This window comes from Streptomyces sp. UC4497, from assembly GCF_054871485.1.
Genome location: NZ_JBTYHB010000005.1, coordinates 331,392 through 352,945, shown reverse-complemented (window position 1 = coordinate 352,945; position 21,554 = coordinate 331,392). Strand labels below are relative to the sequence as shown.

General features: G+C 71.1%; 20 protein-coding genes and 1 riboswitch. Of the genes, 10 read left to right on the top strand and 10 right to left on the bottom strand.

Annotation, left to right across the window (positions count from 1 at the left end; translation table 11 throughout):
- Positions 1-33 precede the first annotated feature (33 nt).
- A riboswitch (glycine riboswitch) is annotated at positions 34-129 on the top strand.
- A 186-nt stretch (positions 130-315) separates the two neighbouring features.
- Positions 316-3,201: an aminomethyl-transferring glycine dehydrogenase gene (gene gcvP, locus ACYSUO_RS10465; protein ID WP_461775779.1), complete on the top strand. Its 2,886-nt coding sequence runs from the start codon at positions 316-318 to the stop codon at positions 3,199-3,201.
- A gap of 51 nt (positions 3,202-3,252) precedes the next feature.
- Here gcvP and ACYSUO_RS10460 read toward each other — a convergent pair whose 3' ends face one another.
- A complete protein-coding gene (locus ACYSUO_RS10460) occupies positions 3,253-3,453 on the bottom strand; it encodes a DUF5999 family protein (RefSeq protein ID WP_461775778.1) in 201 nt (66 codons plus the stop codon).
- Positions 3,454-3,803: 350 nt separating this feature from the next.
- Positions 3,804-4,400, bottom strand: a complete 597-nt coding sequence (locus tag ACYSUO_RS10455; RefSeq protein WP_461775777.1) for a hypothetical protein — start codon at positions 4,398-4,400, stop codon at positions 3,804-3,806.
- 537 nt (positions 4,401-4,937) lie between these two features.
- Here ACYSUO_RS10455 and ACYSUO_RS10450 point away from each other — a divergent pair.
- Positions 4,938-6,458, top strand: a complete 1,521-nt coding sequence (locus ACYSUO_RS10450; protein ID WP_461775776.1) for a glutamate-cysteine ligase family protein — start codon at positions 4,938-4,940, stop codon at positions 6,456-6,458.
- A 15-nt stretch (positions 6,459-6,473) separates the two neighbouring features.
- On the opposite strand, the gene ACYSUO_RS10445 is transcribed toward ACYSUO_RS10450, so the two are convergent.
- The gene (locus ACYSUO_RS10445; protein WP_461775775.1) at positions 6,474-8,237 is read right to left on the bottom strand and encodes a substrate-binding and VWA domain-containing protein; all 1,764 of its coding nucleotides are present in this window, start codon (positions 8,235-8,237) and stop codon (positions 6,474-6,476) included.
- A 190-nt stretch (positions 8,238-8,427) separates the two neighbouring features.
- Here ACYSUO_RS10445 and ACYSUO_RS10440 point away from each other — a divergent pair, with 190 nt between their 5' ends.
- Complete coding sequence (locus ACYSUO_RS10440; RefSeq protein WP_461775774.1) at positions 8,428-9,228, top strand: CPBP family intramembrane glutamic endopeptidase; 801 nt, start codon at positions 8,428-8,430, stop codon at positions 9,226-9,228.
- 18 nt (positions 9,229-9,246) lie between these two features.
- Here ACYSUO_RS10440 and ACYSUO_RS10435 read toward each other — a convergent pair whose 3' ends face one another.
- Positions 9,247-10,056: a PhzF family phenazine biosynthesis protein gene (locus ACYSUO_RS10435; protein WP_461775773.1), complete on the bottom strand. Its 810-nt coding sequence runs from the start codon at positions 10,054-10,056 to the stop codon at positions 9,247-9,249.
- Positions 10,057-10,276: 220 nt separating this feature from the next.
- Between ACYSUO_RS10435 and ACYSUO_RS10430 the strand changes: the two genes are divergently transcribed.
- Positions 10,277-10,903 carry a PadR family transcriptional regulator gene (locus ACYSUO_RS10430; RefSeq protein ID WP_461775772.1) on the top strand — a complete coding sequence of 209 codons (627 nt, stop codon included), beginning with the start codon at positions 10,277-10,279 and terminating at the stop codon, positions 10,901-10,903.
- Between the two features lie 134 nt (positions 10,904-11,037).
- Here ACYSUO_RS10430 and ACYSUO_RS10425 read toward each other — a convergent pair whose 3' ends face one another.
- Positions 11,038-11,466 carry a type II toxin-antitoxin system Rv0910 family toxin gene (locus ACYSUO_RS10425; protein WP_327664398.1) on the bottom strand — a complete coding sequence of 143 codons (429 nt, stop codon included), beginning with the start codon at positions 11,464-11,466 and terminating at the stop codon, positions 11,038-11,040.
- Between the two features lie 257 nt (positions 11,467-11,723).
- On the opposite strand from ACYSUO_RS10425, the gene ACYSUO_RS10420 reads away from it, so the two are divergent.
- The 3 genes from ACYSUO_RS10420 to ACYSUO_RS10410 all read left to right on the top strand — a co-directional run bounded on the left by ACYSUO_RS10420 (position 11,724) and on the right by ACYSUO_RS10410 (position 14,737).
- A complete protein-coding gene (locus tag ACYSUO_RS10420) occupies positions 11,724-12,233 on the top strand; it encodes a Clp protease N-terminal domain-containing protein (RefSeq protein ID WP_328634094.1) in 510 nt (169 codons plus the stop codon).
- 224 nt (positions 12,234-12,457) lie between these two features.
- Entirely contained in the window at positions 12,458-13,429 is a 972-nt protein-coding gene (locus ACYSUO_RS10415) for an EamA family transporter (RefSeq protein ID WP_461775771.1), read from the top strand.
- 396 nt (positions 13,430-13,825) lie between these two features.
- Positions 13,826-14,737: a DMT family transporter gene (locus ACYSUO_RS10410; protein ID WP_461775801.1), complete on the top strand. Its 912-nt coding sequence runs from the start codon at positions 13,826-13,828 to the stop codon at positions 14,735-14,737.
- 4 nt (positions 14,738-14,741) lie between these two features.
- Here the strand turns inward: ACYSUO_RS10410 and ACYSUO_RS10405 are convergent, their stop codons facing one another.
- Positions 14,742-15,392, bottom strand: a complete 651-nt coding sequence (locus tag ACYSUO_RS10405; RefSeq protein ID WP_461775770.1) for an FMN-binding negative transcriptional regulator — start codon at positions 15,390-15,392, stop codon at positions 14,742-14,744.
- Positions 15,392-16,081 (bottom strand): pyridoxamine 5'-phosphate oxidase family protein, encoded by a 690-nt coding sequence (locus ACYSUO_RS10400; protein WP_461775769.1) that lies wholly within the window; start codon positions 16,079-16,081, stop codon positions 15,392-15,394. Before ACYSUO_RS10400 ends, ACYSUO_RS10405 begins: the two co-directional genes overlap by 1 nt.
- Before the next feature lie 37 nt (positions 16,082-16,118).
- Here ACYSUO_RS10400 and ACYSUO_RS10395 point away from each other — a divergent pair, with 37 nt between their 5' ends.
- A complete protein-coding gene (locus ACYSUO_RS10395; protein ID WP_461775768.1) occupies positions 16,119-17,450 on the top strand; it encodes an aminotransferase class I/II-fold pyridoxal phosphate-dependent enzyme in 1,332 nt (443 codons plus the stop codon).
- A gap of 254 nt (positions 17,451-17,704) precedes the next feature.
- Here ACYSUO_RS10395 and ACYSUO_RS10390 read toward each other — a convergent pair whose 3' ends face one another.
- Positions 17,705-18,652: a DMT family transporter gene (locus ACYSUO_RS10390; RefSeq protein WP_461775767.1), complete on the bottom strand. Its 948-nt coding sequence runs from the start codon at positions 18,650-18,652 to the stop codon at positions 17,705-17,707.
- 75 nt (positions 18,653-18,727) lie between these two features.
- Between ACYSUO_RS10390 and ACYSUO_RS10385 the strand changes: the two genes are divergently transcribed.
- Complete coding sequence (locus ACYSUO_RS10385; protein ID WP_426905078.1) at positions 18,728-19,645, top strand: LysR family transcriptional regulator; 918 nt, start codon at positions 18,728-18,730, stop codon at positions 19,643-19,645.
- A 57-nt stretch (positions 19,646-19,702) separates the two neighbouring features.
- Here the strand turns inward: ACYSUO_RS10385 and ACYSUO_RS10380 are convergent, their stop codons facing one another.
- Positions 19,703-20,182, bottom strand: a complete 480-nt coding sequence (locus ACYSUO_RS10380; RefSeq protein ID WP_461775766.1) for a pyridoxamine 5'-phosphate oxidase family protein — start codon at positions 20,180-20,182, stop codon at positions 19,703-19,705.
- A 128-nt stretch (positions 20,183-20,310) separates the two neighbouring features.
- Here ACYSUO_RS10380 and ACYSUO_RS10375 point away from each other — a divergent pair, with 128 nt between their 5' ends.
- The gene (locus ACYSUO_RS10375; RefSeq protein WP_461775765.1) at positions 20,311-20,961 is read left to right on the top strand and encodes a cysteine hydrolase family protein; all 651 of its coding nucleotides are present in this window, start codon (positions 20,311-20,313) and stop codon (positions 20,959-20,961) included.
- Positions 20,962-20,990: 29 nt separating this feature from the next.
- Here ACYSUO_RS10375 and ACYSUO_RS10370 read toward each other — a convergent pair whose 3' ends face one another.
- A complete protein-coding gene (locus ACYSUO_RS10370) occupies positions 20,991-21,449 on the bottom strand; it encodes a Rieske (2Fe-2S) protein (RefSeq protein ID WP_403714038.1) in 459 nt (152 codons plus the stop codon).
- Positions 21,450-21,554 lie beyond the last annotated feature (105 nt).

Here is a 21,554-nt window from a genome sequence, read left to right as displayed (position 1 = left end):
CAAGTAGCCGCTGGTAGGCTGGCGAGTGGCTGCTGACCCCGTGCGGGAGAGTCTTCCGACAGTAGTCGGGGGCGCCGAAGGAGCAAATCCTCCCCGGAATCTCTCAGGCCCCTGTACCGCACGGACGAGGTCACTCTGGAAAGCAGGGCGGGGTGCACGGTTTCCGCTCTCACCGACGGTGCAAGCCGGTGTGTTCCGTGTTCTCGCGGGGTGGGCCGGTGAAGCTCTCAGGTTGAGATGACAGAGGGGGAGGCCGTCCGGGTACCCGCGCCGTGGTGCCCCTCGTAGGTCGCAATGACCAGGAGGCCTCCGCCAATGACCGCCAATCGTATTCCGCTCTCGCAGCTGGAGCGAGGAATCCCCTTCGAGCAGCGCCACATCGGCCCCGATGACGCCGCTCAGGCCAAGATGCTCGCGCAGGTCGGCTACGGCTCGCTGGACGAGCTGACCGCGGCCGCGGTGCCCGATGTGATCAAGAGCGCCGAGGCGCTCGACCTTCCGGCCGCCCGTAGCGAGGCCGAGGTGCTCGCCGAGCTCAAGACGCTCGCCGAGCGCAACCAGGTGCTCGGCTCGATGATCGGCCTCGGTTACTACGGGACGTTCACGCCGCCGGTCATCCTGCGCAATGTGATGGAGAACCCGTCCTGGTACACGGCGTACACGCCCTACCAGCCGGAGATCTCGCAGGGCCGCCTCGAGGCGCTGCTCAACTTCCAGACCATGGTCGCCGAGTTGACCGGCCTGCCCACTTCGGGTGCCTCGCTGCTCGACGAGGGCACCGCGGCCGCCGAGGCGATGGCCCTGTCGCGCCGCGTCGGCAAGGTCAAGAACGGCGTGTACGTCGTCGACGCCGACGCCCTTCCGCAGACCATCGCCGTCATCGAGACGCGCGCCGAGCCGACCGGCGTCGAGATCGTCGTCGCCGACCTGAGCGAGGGCATCCCCGCCGAGGTCGCCGAGCGCGGTGTCGTGGGTGTGCTCGTGCAGTACCCCGGTGCCTCGGGTGTCGTGCGGGACATCAAGCCCGTGATCGACCAGGCGCACGAGCTGGGTGCCATCGTCACCGTCGCCGCCGATCTTCTTGCTCTTACGTTGCTGACCTCGCCCGGCGAACTCGGCGCGGACATCGCCGTCGGTACGACGCAGCGCTTCGGTGTCCCGATGGGCTTCGGTGGTCCGCACGCCGGATACATGGCCGTACGCGAGAAGTTCGCGCGCTCGCTGCCGGGCCGTCTGGTCGGTGTGTCCGTCGACGCCGACGGCAACAAGGCGTACCGACTCGCCCTGCAGACCCGTGAGCAGCACATCCGCCGCGAGAAGGCGACCAGCAACATCTGTACCGCGCAGGTGCTGCTCGCCGTCATGGCCGGCATGTACGCCGTGTACCACGGGCCCGAGGGCCTGAAGTCCATCGCGCGGCGCACCCACCGCTACGCCACCGTGCTCGCCGCGGGACTCACCGCGGGCGGCGTCGAGGTCGTGCACGGCGCGTACTTCGACACCCTCACCGTGCGGGTGCCCGGCCGGGCCGCCGAGGTCGTCTCCGCCGCGCGCGAGGGCGGTGTCAACCTGCGCCTCGTGGACGCCGATCACGTCTCGCTCTCCTGTGACGAGACCACCACACGGGCCCAACTGGGCTCCGTTTGGAGCGCGTTCGGTGTCGAGGGGGACGTCGAGGCCCTGGACGCCGAGGCGGCGGACACGCTGCCGGGCGGCCTGCTGCGCGAGGACGACTACCTGACGCACCCCGTCTTCCACCAGCACCGCTCCGAGACGGCGATGCTGCGTTACCTGCGGACGCTCGCCGACCGCGACTACGCGCTGGACCGCGGCATGATCCCGCTGGGCTCCTGCACGATGAAGCTCAACGCGACGACGGAGATGGAGCCGGTCACCTGGCCCGAGTTCGGCCAGCTGCACCCCTTCGCCCCCGCCGAGCAGGCGCAGGGCTACCTGACGCTCATCCGTGAGCTGGAGGAGCGGCTCGCCGAGGTCACCGGCTACGACAAGGTGTCGCTGCAGCCGAACGCCGGCTCGCAGGGCGAGCTCGCCGGTCTGCTCGCCGTCCGTGGCTACCACCGGGCCAACGGCGACGAGCAGCGCACCGTCTGCCTCATCCCGTCCTCCGCGCACGGCACGAACGCGGCGAGCGCCGTGATGGCCGGCATGAAGGTCGTCGTCGTGAAGACCGCCGACGACGGCGAGGTCGACATCGAGGACCTTCGCGCCAAGATCGAGCAGTACGCGGACCAGCTGTCCGTCCTCATGATCACGTACCCGTCGACGCACGGTGTCTTCGAGGAGCACGTCGCCGACATCTGCGCCGCCGTGCACGACGCGGGCGGTCAGGTCTACGTCGACGGCGCCAACCTCAACGCGCTTGTGGGTCTCGCCAAGCCGGGCCGCTTCGGCGGCGACGTCTCGCACCTGAACCTGCACAAGACGTTCTGCATTCCGCACGGCGGCGGCGGTCCCGGCGTCGGCCCGGTGGGTGTGCGCGAGCACCTCGCGCCGTACCTGCCGAACCACCCGCTGCAGCCGGCCGCGGGCCCCGAGACGGGCGTCGGCCCGATCTCCGCGGCGCCGTGGGGCTCCGCCGGGATCCTGCCGATCTCCTGGGCGTACGTACGGCTCATGGGCGGCGAGGGCCTGAAGCGGGCCACGCAGGTCGCCGTGCTCTCCGCGAACTACATCGCCAAGCGGCTCGAGCCGCACTTCCCGGTGCTCTACAACGGCCCGGGCGGGCTCGTCGCGCACGAGTGCATCATCGACCTGCGGCCGCTCAGCAAGGCGACGGGCGTGAGCATCGACGACGTCGCCAAGCGGCTCATCGACTACGGGTTCCACGCGCCGACCATGTCGTTCCCGGTCGCCGGTACGTTCATGATCGAGCCCACCGAGAGCGAGGACATCGAGGAGCTCGACCGGTTCTGCGACGCGATGATCGCGATTCGCGGCGAGATCGAGCGCGTCGCCTCCGGCGAGTGGGCGGCCGACGACAACCCGCTGCGGAACGCTCCGCACACGGCCGGGATGCTCGGCGGTGACTGGGAGCACGCGTACAGCCGGGAAGAAGGTGTCTTCCCGGCCGGGGTGGTCGCTTCGGACAAGTACTGGCCGCCGGTGCGGCGTATCGACCAGGCGTTCGGCGACCGGAACCTGGTGTGTTCCTGCCCGCCGATCGACGCCTACGAAAGCTGATCCACTCGGGACTGCGCGGCCGTCGGTCGCGCAGTCCTGCTCAGCTGATCCCTACGCCGCCGTCACCACTGCGCCCAGTGGGCGGTGCGGGGCGATGATCCTGCCACTGGGCAGCAGCTCGCCGGTGTCCTCGAAGAGCAGGACCCCGTTGCAGAGGAGACTCCACCCCTGCTCGGGGTGGTGAGCCACAGGGAGTGCTGCTTCCCTGTCCTCGGATTCCGCTGTCGGGCAGAGTGGCTGGTGCTGGCACATGGATGGGATCTTTCGCTGCGAAGTGATCTCGATGACGTGGGCTGTGCTGGTGGTGCCTGTCGTGCTGCGGCTTGAAGGCTTGTTCATGGCCGCCCCCCGATTTCGTGAGTTCTGGAACCCAGTGTTGCCCTGTGGGCGTCAATCCGCAGGGATTTCCTTGCAGCGGTCCTTATGGGTGTCAGACGCATCACCCGTGCGGACGGTTCAGTTCAACTCGACTCTCCCTTCGGGTGGTTAGGAGTGGTCGGTACGGGCTAGTCCGCCCGGGCAGGGCTGTGCCCCGCGACCGGACGGCGGACGGTGCGGGGCACAGGCGTGTGTGACAGGAGCCGTCGGCGGGCCCCGGTCGGTCAGGCGAGCAGGCCGGCGGTGGCCGGGGTCGGGCTCGGCGTCAGACGGTGTGTGAGGACCGGCAGGAGCTCCGCCACCCGGTGCGGGCGGTGCGGGGCGATGCCGGGCGGTGCGGGTGCCAGCGGGACGAGGATGTCGTCGGCCGCGGGTTGGCCGCTCGCCGGGTCGGCGGTGCGCTCGCCGTGCAGCCACAGCGTGAGCATGTAGAGCTCGGGCACCGAGAGCAGCCGCGGCTGGTAGGCCTGGGGCAGCGACTCCGCCTGGCGAAGGGCCCGTTCGGTGGACCTGATGTAGGGGCCCTCGAAGAAGTGCGAGAAGGCCCAGCCGTCGGGTGTGAGCATGGTGTCGGCCGCTGCCACCGCGCGCTCCCCGCAGCGGATCAGGAAGCGCCAGCCGACAAGACGGGCCCTGGATGGCCCGGTGGTTCCGTTGATGTGGTCCAACACATGGAGCGGCAGCGGGAGTTCGGGTGTGGCGGGTCCCTGTGCGGAGCGCAGGGACGGGGTGCGTGCCTCGCGGACGGCGGTGGGGGAACCGAGGGCCGTGAGGACACTGCGCAGGGCAGGCGCGGGAGCCGGTGGGACGTGCAGCGGCATGGTGGGTCGCCTCTCATTCGACAGGCATGTGATGCGAGGGCGGTGCGGGACGAGCGGACGGCGCTGTCTGCTGCGGGTGCACATGGGTACTCGGGGCAGAAAGGGCGGGGGTCCGGTCCGAATCCGGGCCGCGGGCGCCAACTCCCTGTCTCGCCAGCGGAGTTTATACGATGCGTGTTCACGCGGTGTTTCGCCTAGCACGCCGCCCGGATTTCGCAAGGTGCTATTCGGGCGCGGTTCCCCTGCGGTTTTGGGGCTATCCTCCCCATTTCCGCTGGGGTCGCCGTGCGTGACCTCGGCGTCCTTCGGCAGAGCGGTCGGCGTGTTCTTGTCGGCGTTTTTCACCAGGGCCGCAAGTGACGGAATCTGCGGGCGGCCGCATGCCTAGGGAATGTGCCTGCGGGTAACCGCCCTGAGGCTACTGTTCCGTGGACGCGCGCGGGGGCGTTACGGATCACATTGCCGGGGCATCATCCACCGTGACACGCGGCCGTGACGGAGCATCAACGGGTCGCCCGTGCGAGGAGGGACGCTTCCATGGGGGAGAAGGTCGTTGCGGGGACGGTCGGTCTTGCCGATCCGCGGCGCTATCGGGAGAAGCTCAAGGAGTGCCTGGAGGGGTTCGGGCGACTGCTGGAAGAGAAGCGCTTCGATCGTCCGAAGAATCTCATGGGGCTGGAGATCGAACTGAATCTCGCGGGGCCCGACGGGCTGCCGAGAATGATGAATGCGGAAGTTCTGGAGCGCATCGCGAGCCGCGATTTCCAGACCGAACTCGCGATGTTCAATCTCGAAGTGAACATTGCCCCGCACCGGCTCGGCGGCCGCGTTCTCGACCAGCTCGCCGAGGAACTGCGCACGGGGCTCGGATATGCGCACCGGAAGGCGAACGAGGTCGACGCGGGCATCGTGATGATCGGCATTCTGCCGACGCTCAGCGCGGACGACCTGGTCTCGGCGAACCTGTCGGACGTCGACCGCTACACCCTGCTCAACGACCGCATCGTGGCCGCGAGGGGCGAGGACTTCGCGCTCGACATCGCCGGTGTCGAGCGGCTGACCTGCACGTCCTCCTCGATAGCGCCCGAAGCCGCGTGCACGTCCGTGCAGTTGCACCTCCAGGTGACGCCTGGGCGTTTCGCCGATGTGTGGAACGCGGCGCAGGCGGTGGCCGCCGTGCAGATCGCGCTGGGAGCCAACTCGCCCTTCCTGTTCGGCCGTGAGCTGTGGCGCGAGTCGCGGCCGCCGCTGTTCCAGCAGTCCACCGACACCCGGCCGCCGGAGCTCGCGGCGCAGGGCGTACGGCCGCGTACCTGGTTCGGGGAGCGCTGGATCGATTCCGCGCACGACCTTTTCGAGGAGAACCTGAAGTACTTCCCGCCGCTGCTGCCGATCCTCGACGACGAGCAGCCGCTCGACGTCATCGCCAAGGGCGGCACCCCGAGCCTCGCCGAACTCGTCCTGCACAACGGCACGGTGTACCGCTGGAACCGCCCCGTGTACGGCATCGCGGACGGCGTGCCGCACCTGCGCGTCGAGAACCGGGTGCTGCCCGCGGGCCCCACCGTCACGGACGTCATCGCCAACACCGCGTTCTACTACGGCGTCGTCCGCGCCCTGGCCGAGGAGTCCCGGCCGGTGTGGTCGCGGCTCCCCTTCGCCGCGGCGGCCCGCAACTTCGACACCGCCTGCCGGTACGGCATCGACGCGCGCCTGGAGTGGCCGCGCAGGGGCCGGTTCGGCGGCACGGAGCGGGTGCCGGCCGTGAACCTCGTACGGGACGAGCTGCTGCCGCTCGCGGCGGCCGGGCTCGACGCGTGGGGCGTGGCGCCGGCCGACCGGGATCTGTACCTGGGGGTGATCGAGGAGCGGTGCCGGCTGCGGATGAACGGTGCGGCGTGGCAGTCGGCGACGTATCACCGGGCGCTGGAGAGCGGTCTGGCGCGGGACGCGGCGCTCGCGGCGACCACGCGCCGGTACTGCGAGCTGATGCACGGGGGCGAGCCGGTGCACAGCTGGCCCGTCGGGCTGCCGGAGCCGGCGGTTCCGCTGGGCTGAAAGGGCCCGGCCGGCTCAGTTGCCTGTGGCGCCCGCTTCGATGATGGCCTTCAGGATGACTTTCTGGATGTCCGCCGGGTCGCTGACCTGGTGTCCCGATCCGCCCGTCGCCTCGGCGATCTGCTCGACCTCCCGCTTGTCGGTGTCGGGCCCCACGGCGATGGCGATCAGCGGGACGGGGTGGTCGCGGTCGGTGAGACTGCCGAGCTTCCTGATGAGGTTCTCGCGGGAGATCGACCCCGGGTCCTCGTTCACGCCGTCCGTGACCACCACGACGGCGTTGAACCTGCCGCTCTTGTACGAGGACGTGGCCTCCTTGTAGGCCGCGAGCGTCGTGTCGTACAGGCCCGTCGCCCCGCCGGGCACCGGCTGCAGCGCGGTGAACGCGGCCGACAGGCGGTCGCGCCGGGTGCCGGAGCCGACGCGGTCGCCGAGGCGTTCGGTCGGCACGAGCTTCTTGTAGTCGCGGTTGCCGTCGAGGAACGTGGCGAACTCCCACAGGCCGATCTCGTCCTCCGGCGTGAACGTGGAGAGGGCCGCCAGCATCGACGCCTTCGTCACCTCCATGCGGGACTCGCCGCGGCTGGGCACGATGTTCCCCATCGAGGCCGACGCGTCCACGACCGTCGTGATCCGGGCGCTCTGCACCGTGATCGTCCACATGCCGAGGGTCTCCTCGAGCTGCTCCTCGGTGGGCGCCTTGGCCGCCACGCGCGCGTACGGCTGTGGGGAGCGGCCGCCGGCCCGTGAGACGAGCGTCGCGGGGGAACGGCCGCTGTCCGTGCGGAAGCCGTGCCGCTCCAGGATCGAGCGGCCCTCGGGCGCGCTGAGCAGCGTCATGAAGCGGACGGCCGCGCGGCTCTCGTCGGTGCTCAGCGTGTCCTCGCCGACCAGCGAGAACGGGTAGTCGAGGGTGGGCGAGCCGTCCTTCGGATAGAAGAGGTCGACCGAACCCGCCTTCCCCGATTCCCTGTTGTGCGCGTACGCGGCCTGCTCGGACAGGATCAGCGCCTCGTTGCGCCGCGGGTTGCCCTGCTCGGTGCCGGAGGTGTCGCGCGGCACCGTGTCCATGAGCTGCGCGTCGCTGTCGGACGTGCGCTGCGAGAGGGTCTTGGCCATGGCGGCGGCCTGTGTGCCGTCCTCCTTCGCGGATGCGGCCGCCAGCTTCGTGAGCGCCAGCAGTCCGCTGGCGCTGCGGGCGGGGTCGGCGGCGCCCAGGCGCAGCTTGTCGTCCTGCATGGCGGCGCCCGTCAACTGGGCCCAGGTGTACGTCTTCCGCGGCCAGCCGAAGGACTTCGCGGCCGCGGGCACCATGCCCACGCCGATCGGTGAAGAGGCGACGTTGCCGGCCGGTGTGACCTTGGTGTCCCCGGTGCCCGTGGTGACGCGCTGCACCCAGACGTCCGAGTCCGGCACCCAGACCTGGTAGTCCGCGGTGCCCTTGCCCGCGCGCAGGGAGTCGGCGACCTTGTACGCGTCGCGCGCGGTGACGGCGACGTCGAGGCAGTTGCCGTCGGAGGTGAGCTTCTCGCGGTGGGCGTGCTCCGCCGCTTCCCGCAGCGCCGGGGCCATGTCGGGGGAGGCGACCACGTCGAGGTGGACCTCGTCCTCGCATCCGCTGCCGAGGCCGAGCAGCTCGGGGCGGAACACGGCGGCCGTGCCGGCGGCGACGACCAGGACGAGGGCGGTCGCGATGGCCACGGTGCGCCCGCGCGAGCGGGGACGGGGTGCGGTGGCGGCCGTCCCGTACTCGTCGTGCATGCTGCTGTGACGTCCCATGGCGGTGGAGCCCCTCCCTGAGCCACAAAGGCAGTTGCGGTATAAGCGGTGGAGCAGTGGAGGGGAGCGGTGCGCCGAATTGCGTCGCCCTGGCCCCCTCGGCCTGTCGCACGCGATCTTCGTACCTGCATTCGAGACCCTAGCGGGACGCTGTGACGGGTGCGGCGGGATTCATCAACTGGAGGCAGGTGTGCAGGTGGAGGCGGAACCGACGCCCGGTTCTTCTCCCGAGAAGCGGCTCTCACGGCGCTTTTTGCGGGACGAGACGCTGCTTGTTCTGGGGCTTTCGCTCGGTGCGAGCGGTGTGTCCGCGCTCATCAGCTTCGTCGGCTCTGTCACGAAACCCGGCGGCCTCAAGGACCAGGCGGCGACCCTGAACGCCTCGGCGGCGCCCGGCCGTCCGTGGCTCGACCTCGCCTGGCAGCTGTTCGGCATCGCGAGTGCCCTCGTGCCGGTCGCGCTCGTCGCGCACTTCCTGCTCAGGGAGGGCGAGGGGATGCGCACGATCGGCTTCGACCGCAAGCGCCCGTGGTTCGACACGGGCCGGGGCGCCGCGGTCGCCGCCGTCATCGGCAGCACGGGGATCGCCTTCTACCTCGCCGCCCGTGGCCTCGGCTTCAACCTCACGGTGGTGCCGGAGGCGCTGCCCGACGTGTGGTGGAAGTTCCCGGTGCTGATCCTCTCCGCGGTGCAGAACGCCGTGGTGGAGGAAGTCATCGTCGTCGGGTATCTGCTGCGCAGGCTCGGGCAGTTGGGGTGGTCGCCCGGGACGGCGCTCGTCGCGTCGTCCGTGCTGCGTGGCTCGTACCACCTGTACCAGGGCATCGGCGGGTTCTTCGGGAACCTCGCGATGGGCGTCGTCTTCGTCTTCCTGTACCGGCGGTGGGGGCGGGTCGGGCCACTGGTGGTGGCCCATTCGCTGTTGGACATCGGTGCGTTCGTCGGATACGCGGTGCTGGCGGGCAAGGTGGGCTGGCTGCCCACGGCCTGAACCCCTACGCGTATTGGCTTATGCGTGCAGTTCGCCCTCGATGGTCGTGACCGCGCGGCCGGTCAGGAGTGTGCGCTCGCCGCGCAGGGCGACGCGTACGAGACCGCTGCGGGGGGAGGCCTGCAGTCCGGTCAGCTCCTCGCGGCCCAGGCGCGCCGCCCAGAACGGGGTGAGCGCCGTGTGCGCGCTCCCGGTCACCGGGTCCTCGTCGACGCCGACGCCCGGGAAGAAGCAGCGCGACACGAAGTCGTAGCCCCGGGACGGGTCCTCGGCGCGGGCGGTGGCGATGATGCCGCGCCGGGAGAGGCCCACGAGCGCCTTGTGGTCGGGGGCGAGCGCCCGCACGGCCTTCTCGTCGGCGAGCTCCACGACCAGGTCGCCGACGGACGGGCCCGTGTCGTGCACGGAGAGCGGCTCGGCGCCGAGGGCCTCGGCGAGCCCCGCGGGGACGGGCTCCTCCGTGAGCGGCGCCGTAGGGAAGTCGAGCGTGAGCGAACCGTCCTCGCCGGGCGTCGCCACGAGCACGCCGCTGCGTGTCGCGAACCGCACGGGGCCGCGCGTCACCCCGGTGGAGTGCAGTACGTGGGCGGTGGCCAGGGTCGCGTGCCCGCACATGTCGACCTCGGTGGCGGGCGTGAACCAGCGCAGCGCCCAGTCGGCGTCCCCGCCCTCCGGCAGGGGGTGCGCGAAGGCGGTCTCGGCGTGGTTGACCTCCAGGGCGACGTTCTGCAGCCAGGCGTCGTCGGGGAAGGCGTCCAGGAGCAGGACGCCGGCGGGGTTGCCGCCGAAGGGCCGGTCGGTGAAGGCGTCGACGATACGAATACGCATGTCAGAGACGTTAGTTGCCCTCACTGACAACGGCCCAAGGCCAATCCGGGGTGGCTGGCCTGTTTTCCGGGAGCCATCGGGCTTGCCGTCGGGTGCCGCGATTGAGGGCTGCGATCGGGGCTTGCCATCCGAACAGTCCCGATATATCGTTGAGGCATCGCGATCGGTTGATGATCGCGTTCAGAGAAACCTGCGATCAGTTGTGAAAGGACTGATTCCCATGCGTAACCACGGACACGAACACGGACATGGCGGCTTCGGCCCCGGCCACCCCGGCAGGGGCGGATTCGAGCGCGGCGGCTTCGAGAGCCGGCGCGCGGCGTTCGGGCCTTTCGGGCCCGGCTTCGGCGGCCCCGGCGGTCCCGGCCCCTGGGGGCGCGGCGGCCGCGGTGGCGGGCCTCGCGGACGGGCGCGGCGCGGTGACGTGCGCGCCTCGATCCTGGCCCTGCTGAAGGACCGCCCGATGCACGGCTACGAGATGATCCAGGAGATCGCCGAGCGCAGCGGCGGCGCGTGGAAGCCGAGCCCCGGCTCGGTCTACCCGACGCTGCAGCTGCTCGAGGACGAGGGCCTGATCGCCAGCGCGAGCGAGGGCGGCAAGAAGCTCTTCTCGCTCACGGACGACGGCCGTACCGCCGCCGAGGAGGGGCCCGAAGCCCCTTGGGAGGAGGCCGGTCGCGGCGTCGACTGGGAGGCCATGAACGAGATCCGGCAGGCCGGATTCGGCCTGATGGAGGCGTTCGGTCAGGTCTGGAAGACCGGCAGCAAGGAGCAGCGCGAGAAGGCGCTCTCCGTCATCACCGACGCGCGCAAGAAGCTGTACCTGATCCTCGCCGACGAGGACTGAGCCCCGTGCGGGCCCGGACAGGCCACAGAGCGCGGAAGAGGCGTCCCGTACGACAGGTGCGGGGCGCCTCTTCGCGTGCGTACGTCACGTACGTAGTACGTACTGCGTACGTACGAAGGGGTCAGGTCGTGCCGTCAGGTCACGAGCCCGTTCAGCTTGCGCAGTGACTCGTCGAGCGCGGCCGTCGCCGAGTCCTTGAGCTTGCCCGCCATGAGCGAGACCGCCGCGCCCGTGAACTCGCCCTTGATGCGGGCCGTCGTCGCGTCGCCGTCCGGGGTGAGCGAGTAGTGCATGAAGAGGTTCACGCCCATCGGGCCCTTGCCCCTGATGGCGAAGGCGCGGCCGTCCTCCAGCTCCTCGATGGTCCAGTTGACCTCGGCGGGGAAGCCCATCAGCTTCATGTTCTCCTCGAACTGGCCGCCCACTTCGAGTGAGGTGGGGCCGCCCTTCGGGAAGTCGGTGTGGGTGGCGTTCCACTTCCCGTACGAAGAGAAGTCGGTGAGCTGCGCCCAGACCTTCTCCGTGGGCGCTTCGATGCGTGCTTCCGCGCTGACTTCGGCCATGTGGCCACCCCTTTGAGTCGTGAGCCATGACGGGCTTCGGTGTCGCGTCGTCGCGGAAAGTAGCCGTGTGGCCTCGAACATTCAATACTGATGACCCGTCAGTTCCGGGGTGGCGCGTTCCGGTCCCCTCGGGGACGGGTGGCTCGATCTCATCCGTAAGGAGGAGATGTCCTTGATCAGTGCCCAACTTGTGTCGGACATGAGAATGCTCCTCACCGTGGATGTTCCGAAGGGCCCGCGCTGATGGGGTGGGGAGTGTGCATAGCTCAACCCCGTCCGACGCCGATGCGCTCGGCCCCACCAGCGACGAACCCGTAGACGCCCAGCTCAGCGACGAACTCGCGGCGGTCGTCGCGGGCGCTCGGCGGCGCGCGGTCCGGGACGGGGACCGGCAGATCGACACCGCGCACCTGCTGCACTCCCTTCTTGAGACGGATCCCGACGTACGTGCCGCGTTCCCGGAAGGCGCGCAGGTGGCGCGGCTGCTCGGCTATCTCGTGCAGCGCAGCATCGGGTACGGGCTGCGCTGGCAGGGCTCCGTGGAGGACTCCGGCGCCGTGCCTCTCGTGCCCTCCGCCCCCGGCTGGTCGCCCGTCGCGGCCGCCGCGATGGAGGCGGGCGTGGAGCGGGCCGCGTCGCGCGGGGACGAGCGGGCGCGCGGCGTCGACGTGCTCGCCGCGCTCGCGGCGGACGTGGAGTGCCGGGCGGTCGAGGTGCTCGGCCGGGCGGGCGTCGATGTGGAGCGGCTGCGGCGGCAGCTCAACTGAAGCGGATTGCGAGGCGCCGGGGTGCCGCGGTTCGGCGGAGCCGTGTGTGAGGCGCGGTGGCCCTGCGGCTCGACTTGCTTTCCGCGCAAGGCGACCCACGGGGCCGCCGTCCATCCCGTGAGACAGGGGTCAATGGGGATGACGGTCCTGACGCACCCTGCCATGATGTGCCGGTGCACGAGTCAATGGGGTCTTCGGGGAAGCAGGCAACCCGCGGGCGTGGCATGGGACTGGGCCTTGCCCTCCTCTCCGCGCTCGCGTTCGGCGGTTCCGGGGTGGCCGCCAAACCACTGATCGAGGCGGGGCTCGACCCGCTCCATGTGGTGTGGCTGCGCGTCGCCGGCGGCGCCCTGGTCATGCTGCCGGTCGCCTGGCGGCACCGCGCGCTCGTGCTGCGCAGGCCCGCGCTGCTCGCCGGATTCGGACTGCTCGCGGTGGCGGGCGTACAGGCCTGCTACTTCGCCGCGATCTCCCGCATCCCCGTCGGTGTCGCCCTGCTCATCGAGTACTTGGCGCCCGCGCTCGTCCTCGGCTGGGTCCGCTTTGTGCAGCGCAAGCCCGTGACACGCGCTGCCGCGGTCGGCGTCGTGATCGCCGTGGCCGGCCTCGCCTGTGTCGTCGAGGTGTGGTCGGGACTCGGCTTCGACGCGCTCGGCCTGCTGCTCGCGCTCGGCGCGGCCTGCTGCCAGGTCGGCTACTTCGTGCTGTCCGACCACGGCGGCGACGCGGCCGAATCCGGGGCAGAGGTGCCCGACCCGTTCGGTGTGATCGCGTACGGGCTGCTCATCGGCGCCCTGCTGCTCACGGTCATCGCCCGCCCCTGGGGCATGGACTGGTCGGTGCTCGCGGGCAGCGCCTCCATGGACGGCACGTCCGTGCCCGCGTGGCTGCTGCTGTGCTGGATCGTGCTGCTGGCCACGGTCGTCGCGTATCTCACCGGTGTGGTGTCGGTGCGCCTCCTGTCGCCGCAGGTGGCCGGGGTCGTGGCCTGCCTGGAGGCGGTCGTCGCGACCGTCCTCGCCTGGGTGTTGCTCGGGGAGCACCTGTCGGGTCCGCAGTTGTTCGGCGGGGCGATGGTCCTGGTCGGGGCGCTCATCGCACAGTCGTCGAAGTCGGTCGCGACGCCGCGGAATCCGTCCGACGACGCTGACGACGCACCGGAAAACGTGTTGTCGCGCTCCGGCGGGGCCGTCTAGCCTGCCGGGCATGCACGCACGCGCACTCGTCCTCCCGCCCCCGGCCGTCTGAGGGCTGCCCGGCCGTCGTGGCCGGGCCCGGTCGACCGGGGATCTCGCCACTGTGGGGCTGCCACCTGAGGGTGCCGGTCGAAACCGTGCTGCTTGAAGCGATCCCCGGCGCCGTGTTCGGCCCTGCCGCGGGCGGCGCTTCCCGGAGGGACACGGCCGTCCGCCCACGACGGTCCGTGTTCCTGGCCCCCGGTGTCTGACGGAGGGCCGCTCTCCGTGGAGTGTCACGTGTCGCATGTCTCGCATGTCTTCAAGGCGGGCGCGGTCGCGCCTGCTGATTCCGGGTCTGTAGCCGGTTCTGCGTCCGGATCCGGTTCTGCTTCTGGTTCTGGGCCCCTACGTCAACTGCCGGTCGCCCGCGGTCTGGTGTATCTGGTCGTCGCCGGTGTCGCCTGGGGCACCGCGGGCGCTGCCGCCTCGCTGGTGTTCCGGGCCAGTGACCTGGGGCCGGGTGCCCTGTCGTTCTGGCGCTGCGTCGGCGGGCTCCTGTTGCTCGTCGCCGTGCGGGCGCTGCGGCGTACGCCCACGCCTGTGTCGTACGAGACGCGGGGGCGCAAGGCCGTCCGGCTGGGCGTGCTCGGTCTTTCGCTCGCCGTGTTCCAGACCGCCTACTTCGCGGCGGTGCAGGTGACCGGGCTCGCCGTTGGCACCGTGGTCGCGCTCGGGGCGGGGCCCGTGCTCATCGCGGTCGGCGCGCGCGTGCTGCTCGGGGAGCGGCTCGGTGTGGGCGGGCTGCTGTCCGTGGCCGGGGCGCTCGGCGGGCTCGCGGTCCTCGTCCTCGGTGGTGGCGGGGCGACCGTGCGTCCGCTCGGAGTGGTGTGGGCGCTGCTGTCCGCAGCCGGGTACGCCGTGATGACGCTGCTCACCCGGTGGTTCGGGCGGCACGGCGGGGGAGGGGGCGGGCTCGGCACGACCGTGGGCACGTTCGCGGTCGCCTCGCTCGTGCTGCTGCCGCTCGGCGCGGCCGAGGGACTGGTGCCGCACACCGGCCATCACCTCGCCGTCCTCGGCCTGTTGGTGTACATCGCCTCGGTGCCGACCGCGCTCGCGTACAGCCTGTACTTCGCGGGCGCGGCGGCCGTGCGCTCCGCCACCGTCTCCGTGATCATGCTGCTCGAACCGGTCGGCGCCGCCGTCATCGCGGTCACGCTGCTCGGTGAGGAGCTGACCGGGGCGACCGTCGCGGGCACCGCCCTGATGCTGGCGGCGGTGACGGGCCTCGCCGTGGCGGAGGCCCGGTCCACCTCAACCGGATGACCCGCTAAGCGGGTTCGTGACGGCGCCGGCGCTGCGTGGCGAGGGCGGCGGCGTCGCGCGGGTCGCCGCGACCGGCGAGGCCCGCCGCGATCTTGTCCTGGACCTCCTCGGGCTTGTGCTCCGCGTACTTGAACTTGGCGCGTACGTCGGTCACCTGGAGCAGCAGGCCTCGGATGCCCGGCAGCATCCGGCCGTACGGGGCCTCGCCCGCGGCCACCGGAACCGAGAGGCCGGGCGGCTGGAAGTGGCCCACCTGCCGGTTCAGGAGCTCCGCCTTCTCCTCCGCGTCGTCCACCACGCGCGCGGTGCAGCGGAGTTGGACGGCGGCGTAGAAGCTGGTCGGCGTGCCGTGCTCCGGCGGGACGTCCGGCGGCGCCTGCCAGGGGCCCGGCACGAACGCGTAGTCGTCGACGACGCTCAGCAGCACCTCCGGGTTGGCGTCGAGCGCGGACCACAGGGGGTTGGGGCGGGCGAGGTGGGCGACGACCTCACCGAACTCGCCCGGGCCTTCAGGGGCGTACGCGAAGTGCATGGGTTGTACGAAAGGGGGCTCGCCGTCGAGGCCGTTGACCGCGAGCTGGCCGAAGTCGTGGGCGGCGAGCCACTGTTGCCACTCGGCCGTGTCGCGCGCCGCGTCCCAGGGGTGGATCAGCATCACAGCCCCTTGAGGTACGAGGGAACGTCGATGCCGTCGGCGAGGTCGTCCGAGGGGAGTAGCTCGCCGTAGCCGCGCTGTACCGGGACCACGCCCGCCCAGTGCGGCAGATCCATGTCCTCGGGCTCGTCGTTCGGACCGCCCTCGCGGACCTTCGCCGAGACCTCGGAGAGGTCGATGCGCAGCACCGCCGTCGCGGCGAGCTCCTTGGCGTTCGCGGCCCGGGAGTCGGCGGAGCGGCCCGCCACCACGTGGTCGACGATCGCGTCCAGGGCGAGCCGCTTCTCCTCGGCGTCCGTGACCTGGTGCGCCGTGCCGTGCACCACCACGGAGCGGTAGTTGATGGAGTGGTGGAAGGCGGAGCGAGCGAGCACCAGGCCGTCGACATGGGTCACGGTCACGCAGACCGGCAGGCCCGGGTCCCGCTGCCCCGCCATGCGCAGCGGGCGCGAGCCGGTGGAGCCGTGCACGTAGAGCCGCTCGCCCACGCGCGCGTACAGCGTGGGCAGCACCACGGGGGCGTCGTCGCGGACGAAGCCGAGGTGGCAGAGGTAGGTCTCGTCGAGTATCGAGTGCACCAGGGCGTGGTCGTACGCCGCGCGCTCCTTGGAGCGGGTCGGGGTCGTGCGGTCCGTGGGCGCGTAGGAGGCGGCCGGCTGTTCCTGGTTCACGTCCTGGGTGACGCTCATGTTGCGAACTCCATTGCACTAGTACATACTGCTGTTTGTGCTAGGAGAGTATCGGATCAGTGGGCGTCGCGCAGCAGAGATCTGTGCCAGCGTCGAGCGTGGAGTGATTTCAGGTGACCTGGAGCCGGGTCAACTGCTTCCGCCCATGCGGGAGTTGGCGGAGCAGCTTGGGGTGAATCCGAATACGGTCGCGGCCGCGTATCGGTCGCTGCGTGAGCGCGGGGTCATCGAGACGGCCGGGCGGCGCGGCAGCCGGGTGCGTTCGAAGCCGGTCATCACCGCGCGCGAGGCCATCCGCGTGGACGTGCCGGAGGGGGTGCGGAACGTGTCGGACGGCAATCCCGACACCGCGCTGCTGCCCTCGCTGGTCGAGGCGTTCGCGGCGGCGGCCGGCGTCGCCGACAAAGAGCCGGTGCTGTACGGGGACGACTCCCTGGAGCCGGGGCTTGTGCGCCGCGCGCGGGCCGACCTCGACGCGGACGGGGTGCCGGACGGGCCCGTCGCCGTGACGTCCGGTTCGCTCGACGCCATCGAGCGGGTGCTCGCCGTGCACCTCAAGCAGGGGGACGCGGTCGCCGTGGAGGATCCCGGCTGGGGCAGCATGCTCGACCTCGTGCCCGCGCTCGGGCTGCGGACGGTGCCGGTCGGGGTGGACGACGAGGGGCCGCTGCCGGACGACGTGGAGCGGGCGCTGGAGGCGGGGGCCCGGGCGATCGTGGTGACGGACCGGGCGCAGAATCCGACCGGGGCGGCGGTGGGGTCGGGCCGGGCGGAGGCGTTGCGGGAGATTCTGGGCGCGCACCCGGAGGTCCTGCTCATCGAGGACGACCATGGTCACGGCATCGTCGATCTGCCGCTGCATCCGCTCGCCGGGGCGACGCGGCAGTGGGCGTTCGTACGTTCCGTGGCCAAGGCCTACGGGCCCGACCTGCGGCTCGCCGTGCTTACGGGGGACGTCGGAACGGTGGATCGGGTGCGGGGGCGGCAGCGGCTCGGGCCCGGGTGGGTCAGCCGCATCACGCAGCGGGCCGTGGCCGGGCTGTGGGAGGCCGGGGCGGTGGATGCGGTGGCCGTCGCGGCGTCGTACGGGGAGCGGCGGGATGCGCTGGTCGCCGCGCTGGCCGAGCGGGGGGTCGTTGCGCATGGGCGCAGCGGGATGAATGTGTGGGTGCCGGTGCCGGATGAGACCGGGGCGGTGGCGAGGTTGTTGCATGCGGGGTGGGCGGTGGCGCCGGGGGCGAGGTTCCGGATGGAGGCGGCGCCGGGGGTGCGGATCACCGTGTCCCGGTTGGGGGTTGAGGAGGTCGGGGTGGTGGCGGATGCGGTGGTGTCGGCCGTGCGGGCCGCTCCGCGGAGGCATTACGCGTGAGGGTTGCGGTGGGCCGTGGGTTCGGTGCCGCGTCGGGGTGGGGCTTAGGGGGTTCCGTTGCGCGGGGCCGGCTTTTTGGGCTGTGCCGGGGTGGGGGCCTCCCGAGGGCGCTGCCCGCGCCGGGGTGCCGCCTTGCCCACCCTGCCGCCCCAGGCGGCAGATTGCCCAAGGCGGGGGCGGCGTTGGCCGTCAGGGGTGGGGAGGCGTGGTGGGTGGTGGGTTGCTCAAGGCGGGGGCTGGCTGGCCCCCGTGGCTCAGGGGCGGTTTCCGCCGCGCCGTCGCGACTGTGTCAGGGCTGCGCCGGCCAGGACGATGGCTGCGCCGATAGGGGTTGACCAGGAGAGGGACTCGCCGAGGACTGCGACGCCGGCTGCTGTCGCGATGACCGGGACGAAGTACGTGACCATCTGCGCGGTCGTCGGGCCGACCTCGGCCACGAGGCCGTACTGGATGAGGAACGCCACGCCCGTGCCGAGCGCGCCCAGCGCGGCGATCGCGAGCAGCGGGCCCATCGCGAAGTGGGTCGGCCAGGACGTGAACAGCGGGGTGACGAGCGCCAGTTGGGCGGTGGCGAGCAGCAGCTGCGCCCCGATCATCGACACGTTCGACTCGCCCGTGTTCGCGAGCGTGCGGCGGACGTAGATCCAGCCGATCGGGTAGCAGAGCGAGGCCAGCAACGCCATCGCCGTGCCCGCCACGTCCAGGCCGTGGAAGCCCTGCCACACGCCGAGGACGGTCAGCACGCCGAGGAAACCGATGCCCAGACCCGCGACCCGGCGCCGCGTGGGCCGGTCCTCGGAGAGTGCGACCAGCGAGAGTGCCATGCCCCACAGCGGCGACGTCGCGTTGCAGATCCCGGCGAGCGTCGACGGGATCGTCTCCTCGGCGAACGCGAAGAGCGAGAACGGCAGCGCGTTCAGGAAGAGCGCCGCGACCGCCAGATGCCCCCAGGTGCGGGCCCCGCGGGGCAGTCGCTGACGCTTCACGATCATGGCCACGAGCACGACCGCCGCGCCGAACAGCAGGCGCCCGAGCGTGACCTGGAACGGGGCGAAGCCCTCCGTGCCCACCTTGATGAGCAGGAAGCTGAAACCCCAGATGAGGGCGAGTACGCCGAAGCGGATGCGCCAGTCGAGGGCGGGTCGCGGGGTGCCGGCTGTGGGCGGAGCCGCAGTGGCTCGGGAAGCGGTCGTCGTGCTCATGGGGTCCAGAGTGGCTCCCCGCGTCTTCGTAGCACAAGCGAGATTAATTTCCGGGTACCAATTAGCATCACTTACATGTTGAACCTGGAGCGCCTACGGGTCCTGGATGCCCTGGCCCGGCACGGATCGGTGAGCGGCGCGGCCGAAGGGCTGCACGTCACCACATCCGCCGTCTCGCAGCAGATGGCCAAGCTGGAGCGCGAGGCGGGCCAGCAACTGCTCGCCAAGCAGGGGCGCGGCGTGCGGCTCACCGACGCGGGCCGGCTGCTCGCGGAGCACGCGGCGCGCATCCTCTCGCAGGTCGAGCTGGCGCAGTCCGACCTGGAGGCGCAGCGCGGGCAGGTCGTGGGGGAGCTGCGACTGTCCGCATTCCCGACGGCCGCCCGCGGACTGTTCCCCGGCGCGCTCGCCGCGCTGCGCGCCGAACATCCGCAACTACGTGTACGGTCCCAGGAGTTGGAGCCCGAGGCCGCGGTCGCCGAGGTGATCCGCGGGGATCTCGATCTCGCCGTCGTACTGGACTGGTACAACAAGCCGATGCCCATGCCGGAAGGCCTGGTCAAGGCGAGCATTCTCGACGATCCGGCCGATGTCGCCATGCCGGCCGACCATCCGCTGGCGGGGCGCGAGGAGGTCGGCCTGGAGGACTTCGCGGACGACGAGTGGATCACCTGGGGGCAGGGCGAGTTCTGCCACGAGTGGCTGATGTTCACGCTGCGCGCCAAGGGCGTCGAGCCGCAGGTCGGCCACCGCGCCGCCGAGACGCACACCCAACTCGGCCTGGTCGCCGCCGGGTTGGGCGTGTGCGTCGCGCCGTTGCTCGGCCGCGATCCGATGCCCGAGGGTGTCGTGACGGTGCCGGTGCGGCAGAAGGTGCGGCGTCATGTGTACGTCGTGTGGCGCGCGGACGCGGACCGGCGGCCCTCGATCCGCGCGGCGGTGCGGGCGCTTCAGAAGGTGGGGGCGGACCTTGGGCAGCTGGCCGACGGGTGATGGTCGTGGGCCACGGCCGATAACCGATGGCCGATCAGTGGCGGCTGGCGGGTGGCGTCAGCGGCGGCCCGGATCGGCCAGCTTCCGGAAGTCCCATGACGCGATCTTGTCCGGCGTGAGTCGCGCCCACGCGTGTCGGCCGTCGTGGACCATCTCGGTCATCCCGAAGTTCTTGTGCGCGAACAGCCTCTCCACGGTGTCGAGTTCGGGGCACTCCTCGCCGGTGCGCGGGGTCTCGCCGACGAAATCCATGCGCCCGGACAGTTCGACGCCGCGCAGCTCCCCGTACTGTTCGCCCGCGTCGACCACCACCGCCACCCGGCTGTCGGCCCGCAGGTCGGCCCAGCGGCGGCTGCGGGACAGCGAGTAGATCCACAGCGACGTGCCGTCCCAGACGAACCAGAGCGGGCTGACGTGCGGCGTGCCGTCCGCGGCCACCGTGGCGACCCGGCAGGTGCGCTGCTCGGTGAGGAACGCGTCGCGCTCCTCGGTCGACATCATGATTTTGCGTCCGCGGCGCTGGGTGGCGGTGGTCATCTGGGCTCCCTTGAACGGTGTCCGACTCGCCTGACGTGGTATCAGGAACGCAGCATGCGACCTCTTCCCTGTGCACGCAATGGTGGCTAGCCTCCAGCAGCCCGGAATCCGACAGGCAGGGGGCGGTCGTGCCGTTGAACGAGAAGCACGCGAAGCGCGAGAAATTGGCCGAGCTGCTCGCCCCGGCGAGCACGGTGCTGCTGACCGTCGAGTGCCAGCAGGGCGTCGTCGGCGCCGACAGCGCACTGCCCGAACTCGCCGAAGAGGCACGGTCGTCGGGGGCCCTCGCCAACGTGGCGCGACTGGTGGCCGCCGCCCACGAGAGCGGAGTCCAGGTCCTGCACGCCGTCGCGGAGCGGCGCCCGGACGGCCGCGGGGCCAGCCGCAACGCCCGGCTCTTCCGCGCGACCGAGCGCCTTCCCGTGAAGCAGCTCTCGGGCACCGACGCCGTCCGCGTCTCCCCGCCGATCGAGGTCGCGGACGAGGACCTCGTCGTACGCCGACTGCACGGGCTCTCACCCATCTCCGGCACCGACGTGGATCCGCTGCTGCGCAATCTCGGCTGCCGCACGCTCGTCGTCACCGGGGTCTCCGCCAACGTGGCCATCCCGAACGCCGTGTTCGACGCCGTCAACCTCGGCTACACGGTGGTCGTGCCCCGGGACGCCATCGCGGGGGTGCCCGCCGACTACACCCCCGCGATGATCGACAACACGCTCGCCCTGGTCGCCACCGTGACGGCGACACCGGACGTGCTCGACGCGTGGAAGCGCCCTTAGGCCCTGCGCCGGGCCGATGCCCTGTCGGGCTACGCGAGCTCGATCGAGTCGCCGCTGACCTTGAGCTTCCTCTCCTCCAGGGGCTGCGTGGCCGGCGGATGCGCCACGCTGCCGTCCTTGATGGAGAACTTGCTGCCGTGGCACGGGCAGTCGATGGTGCCGTCGGCCACCTTGTTCACCTTGCACCCCGAGTGCGTACAGATGTTGGTGAACGCCTTGAACTCGCCGGACGCGGGCTGCGTCACGACGACCCCGGCGTCCGTGAGGACTTTTCCACCGCCCTCCGGGATGTCCGAGGTCTTGGCGATCGCGTTGCCTTTCTTCTCGCCGCCGCCCGACGACGCGTTGCCCGCGGGCTGTGACGTGTCCTCGTCCGAGCTGCCGCACGCGGTCAGCGCCGCGGCGATGCCCACGGCGCCGACCGCCGTGACGACGGTGCGGCGCGACGGGACGTGGCTCGTGGGGGCGGGCTCCTGCGAAGCGGTCATGAGGTGAAGGTCCCTTCATCGGTGGGTCGGGTCGAGGGGACGTGCTGGATCCCGTGGGGGTTTCCCTGAGGTACGTACGGTGATCCCTGGACGTTCAACGCCCTC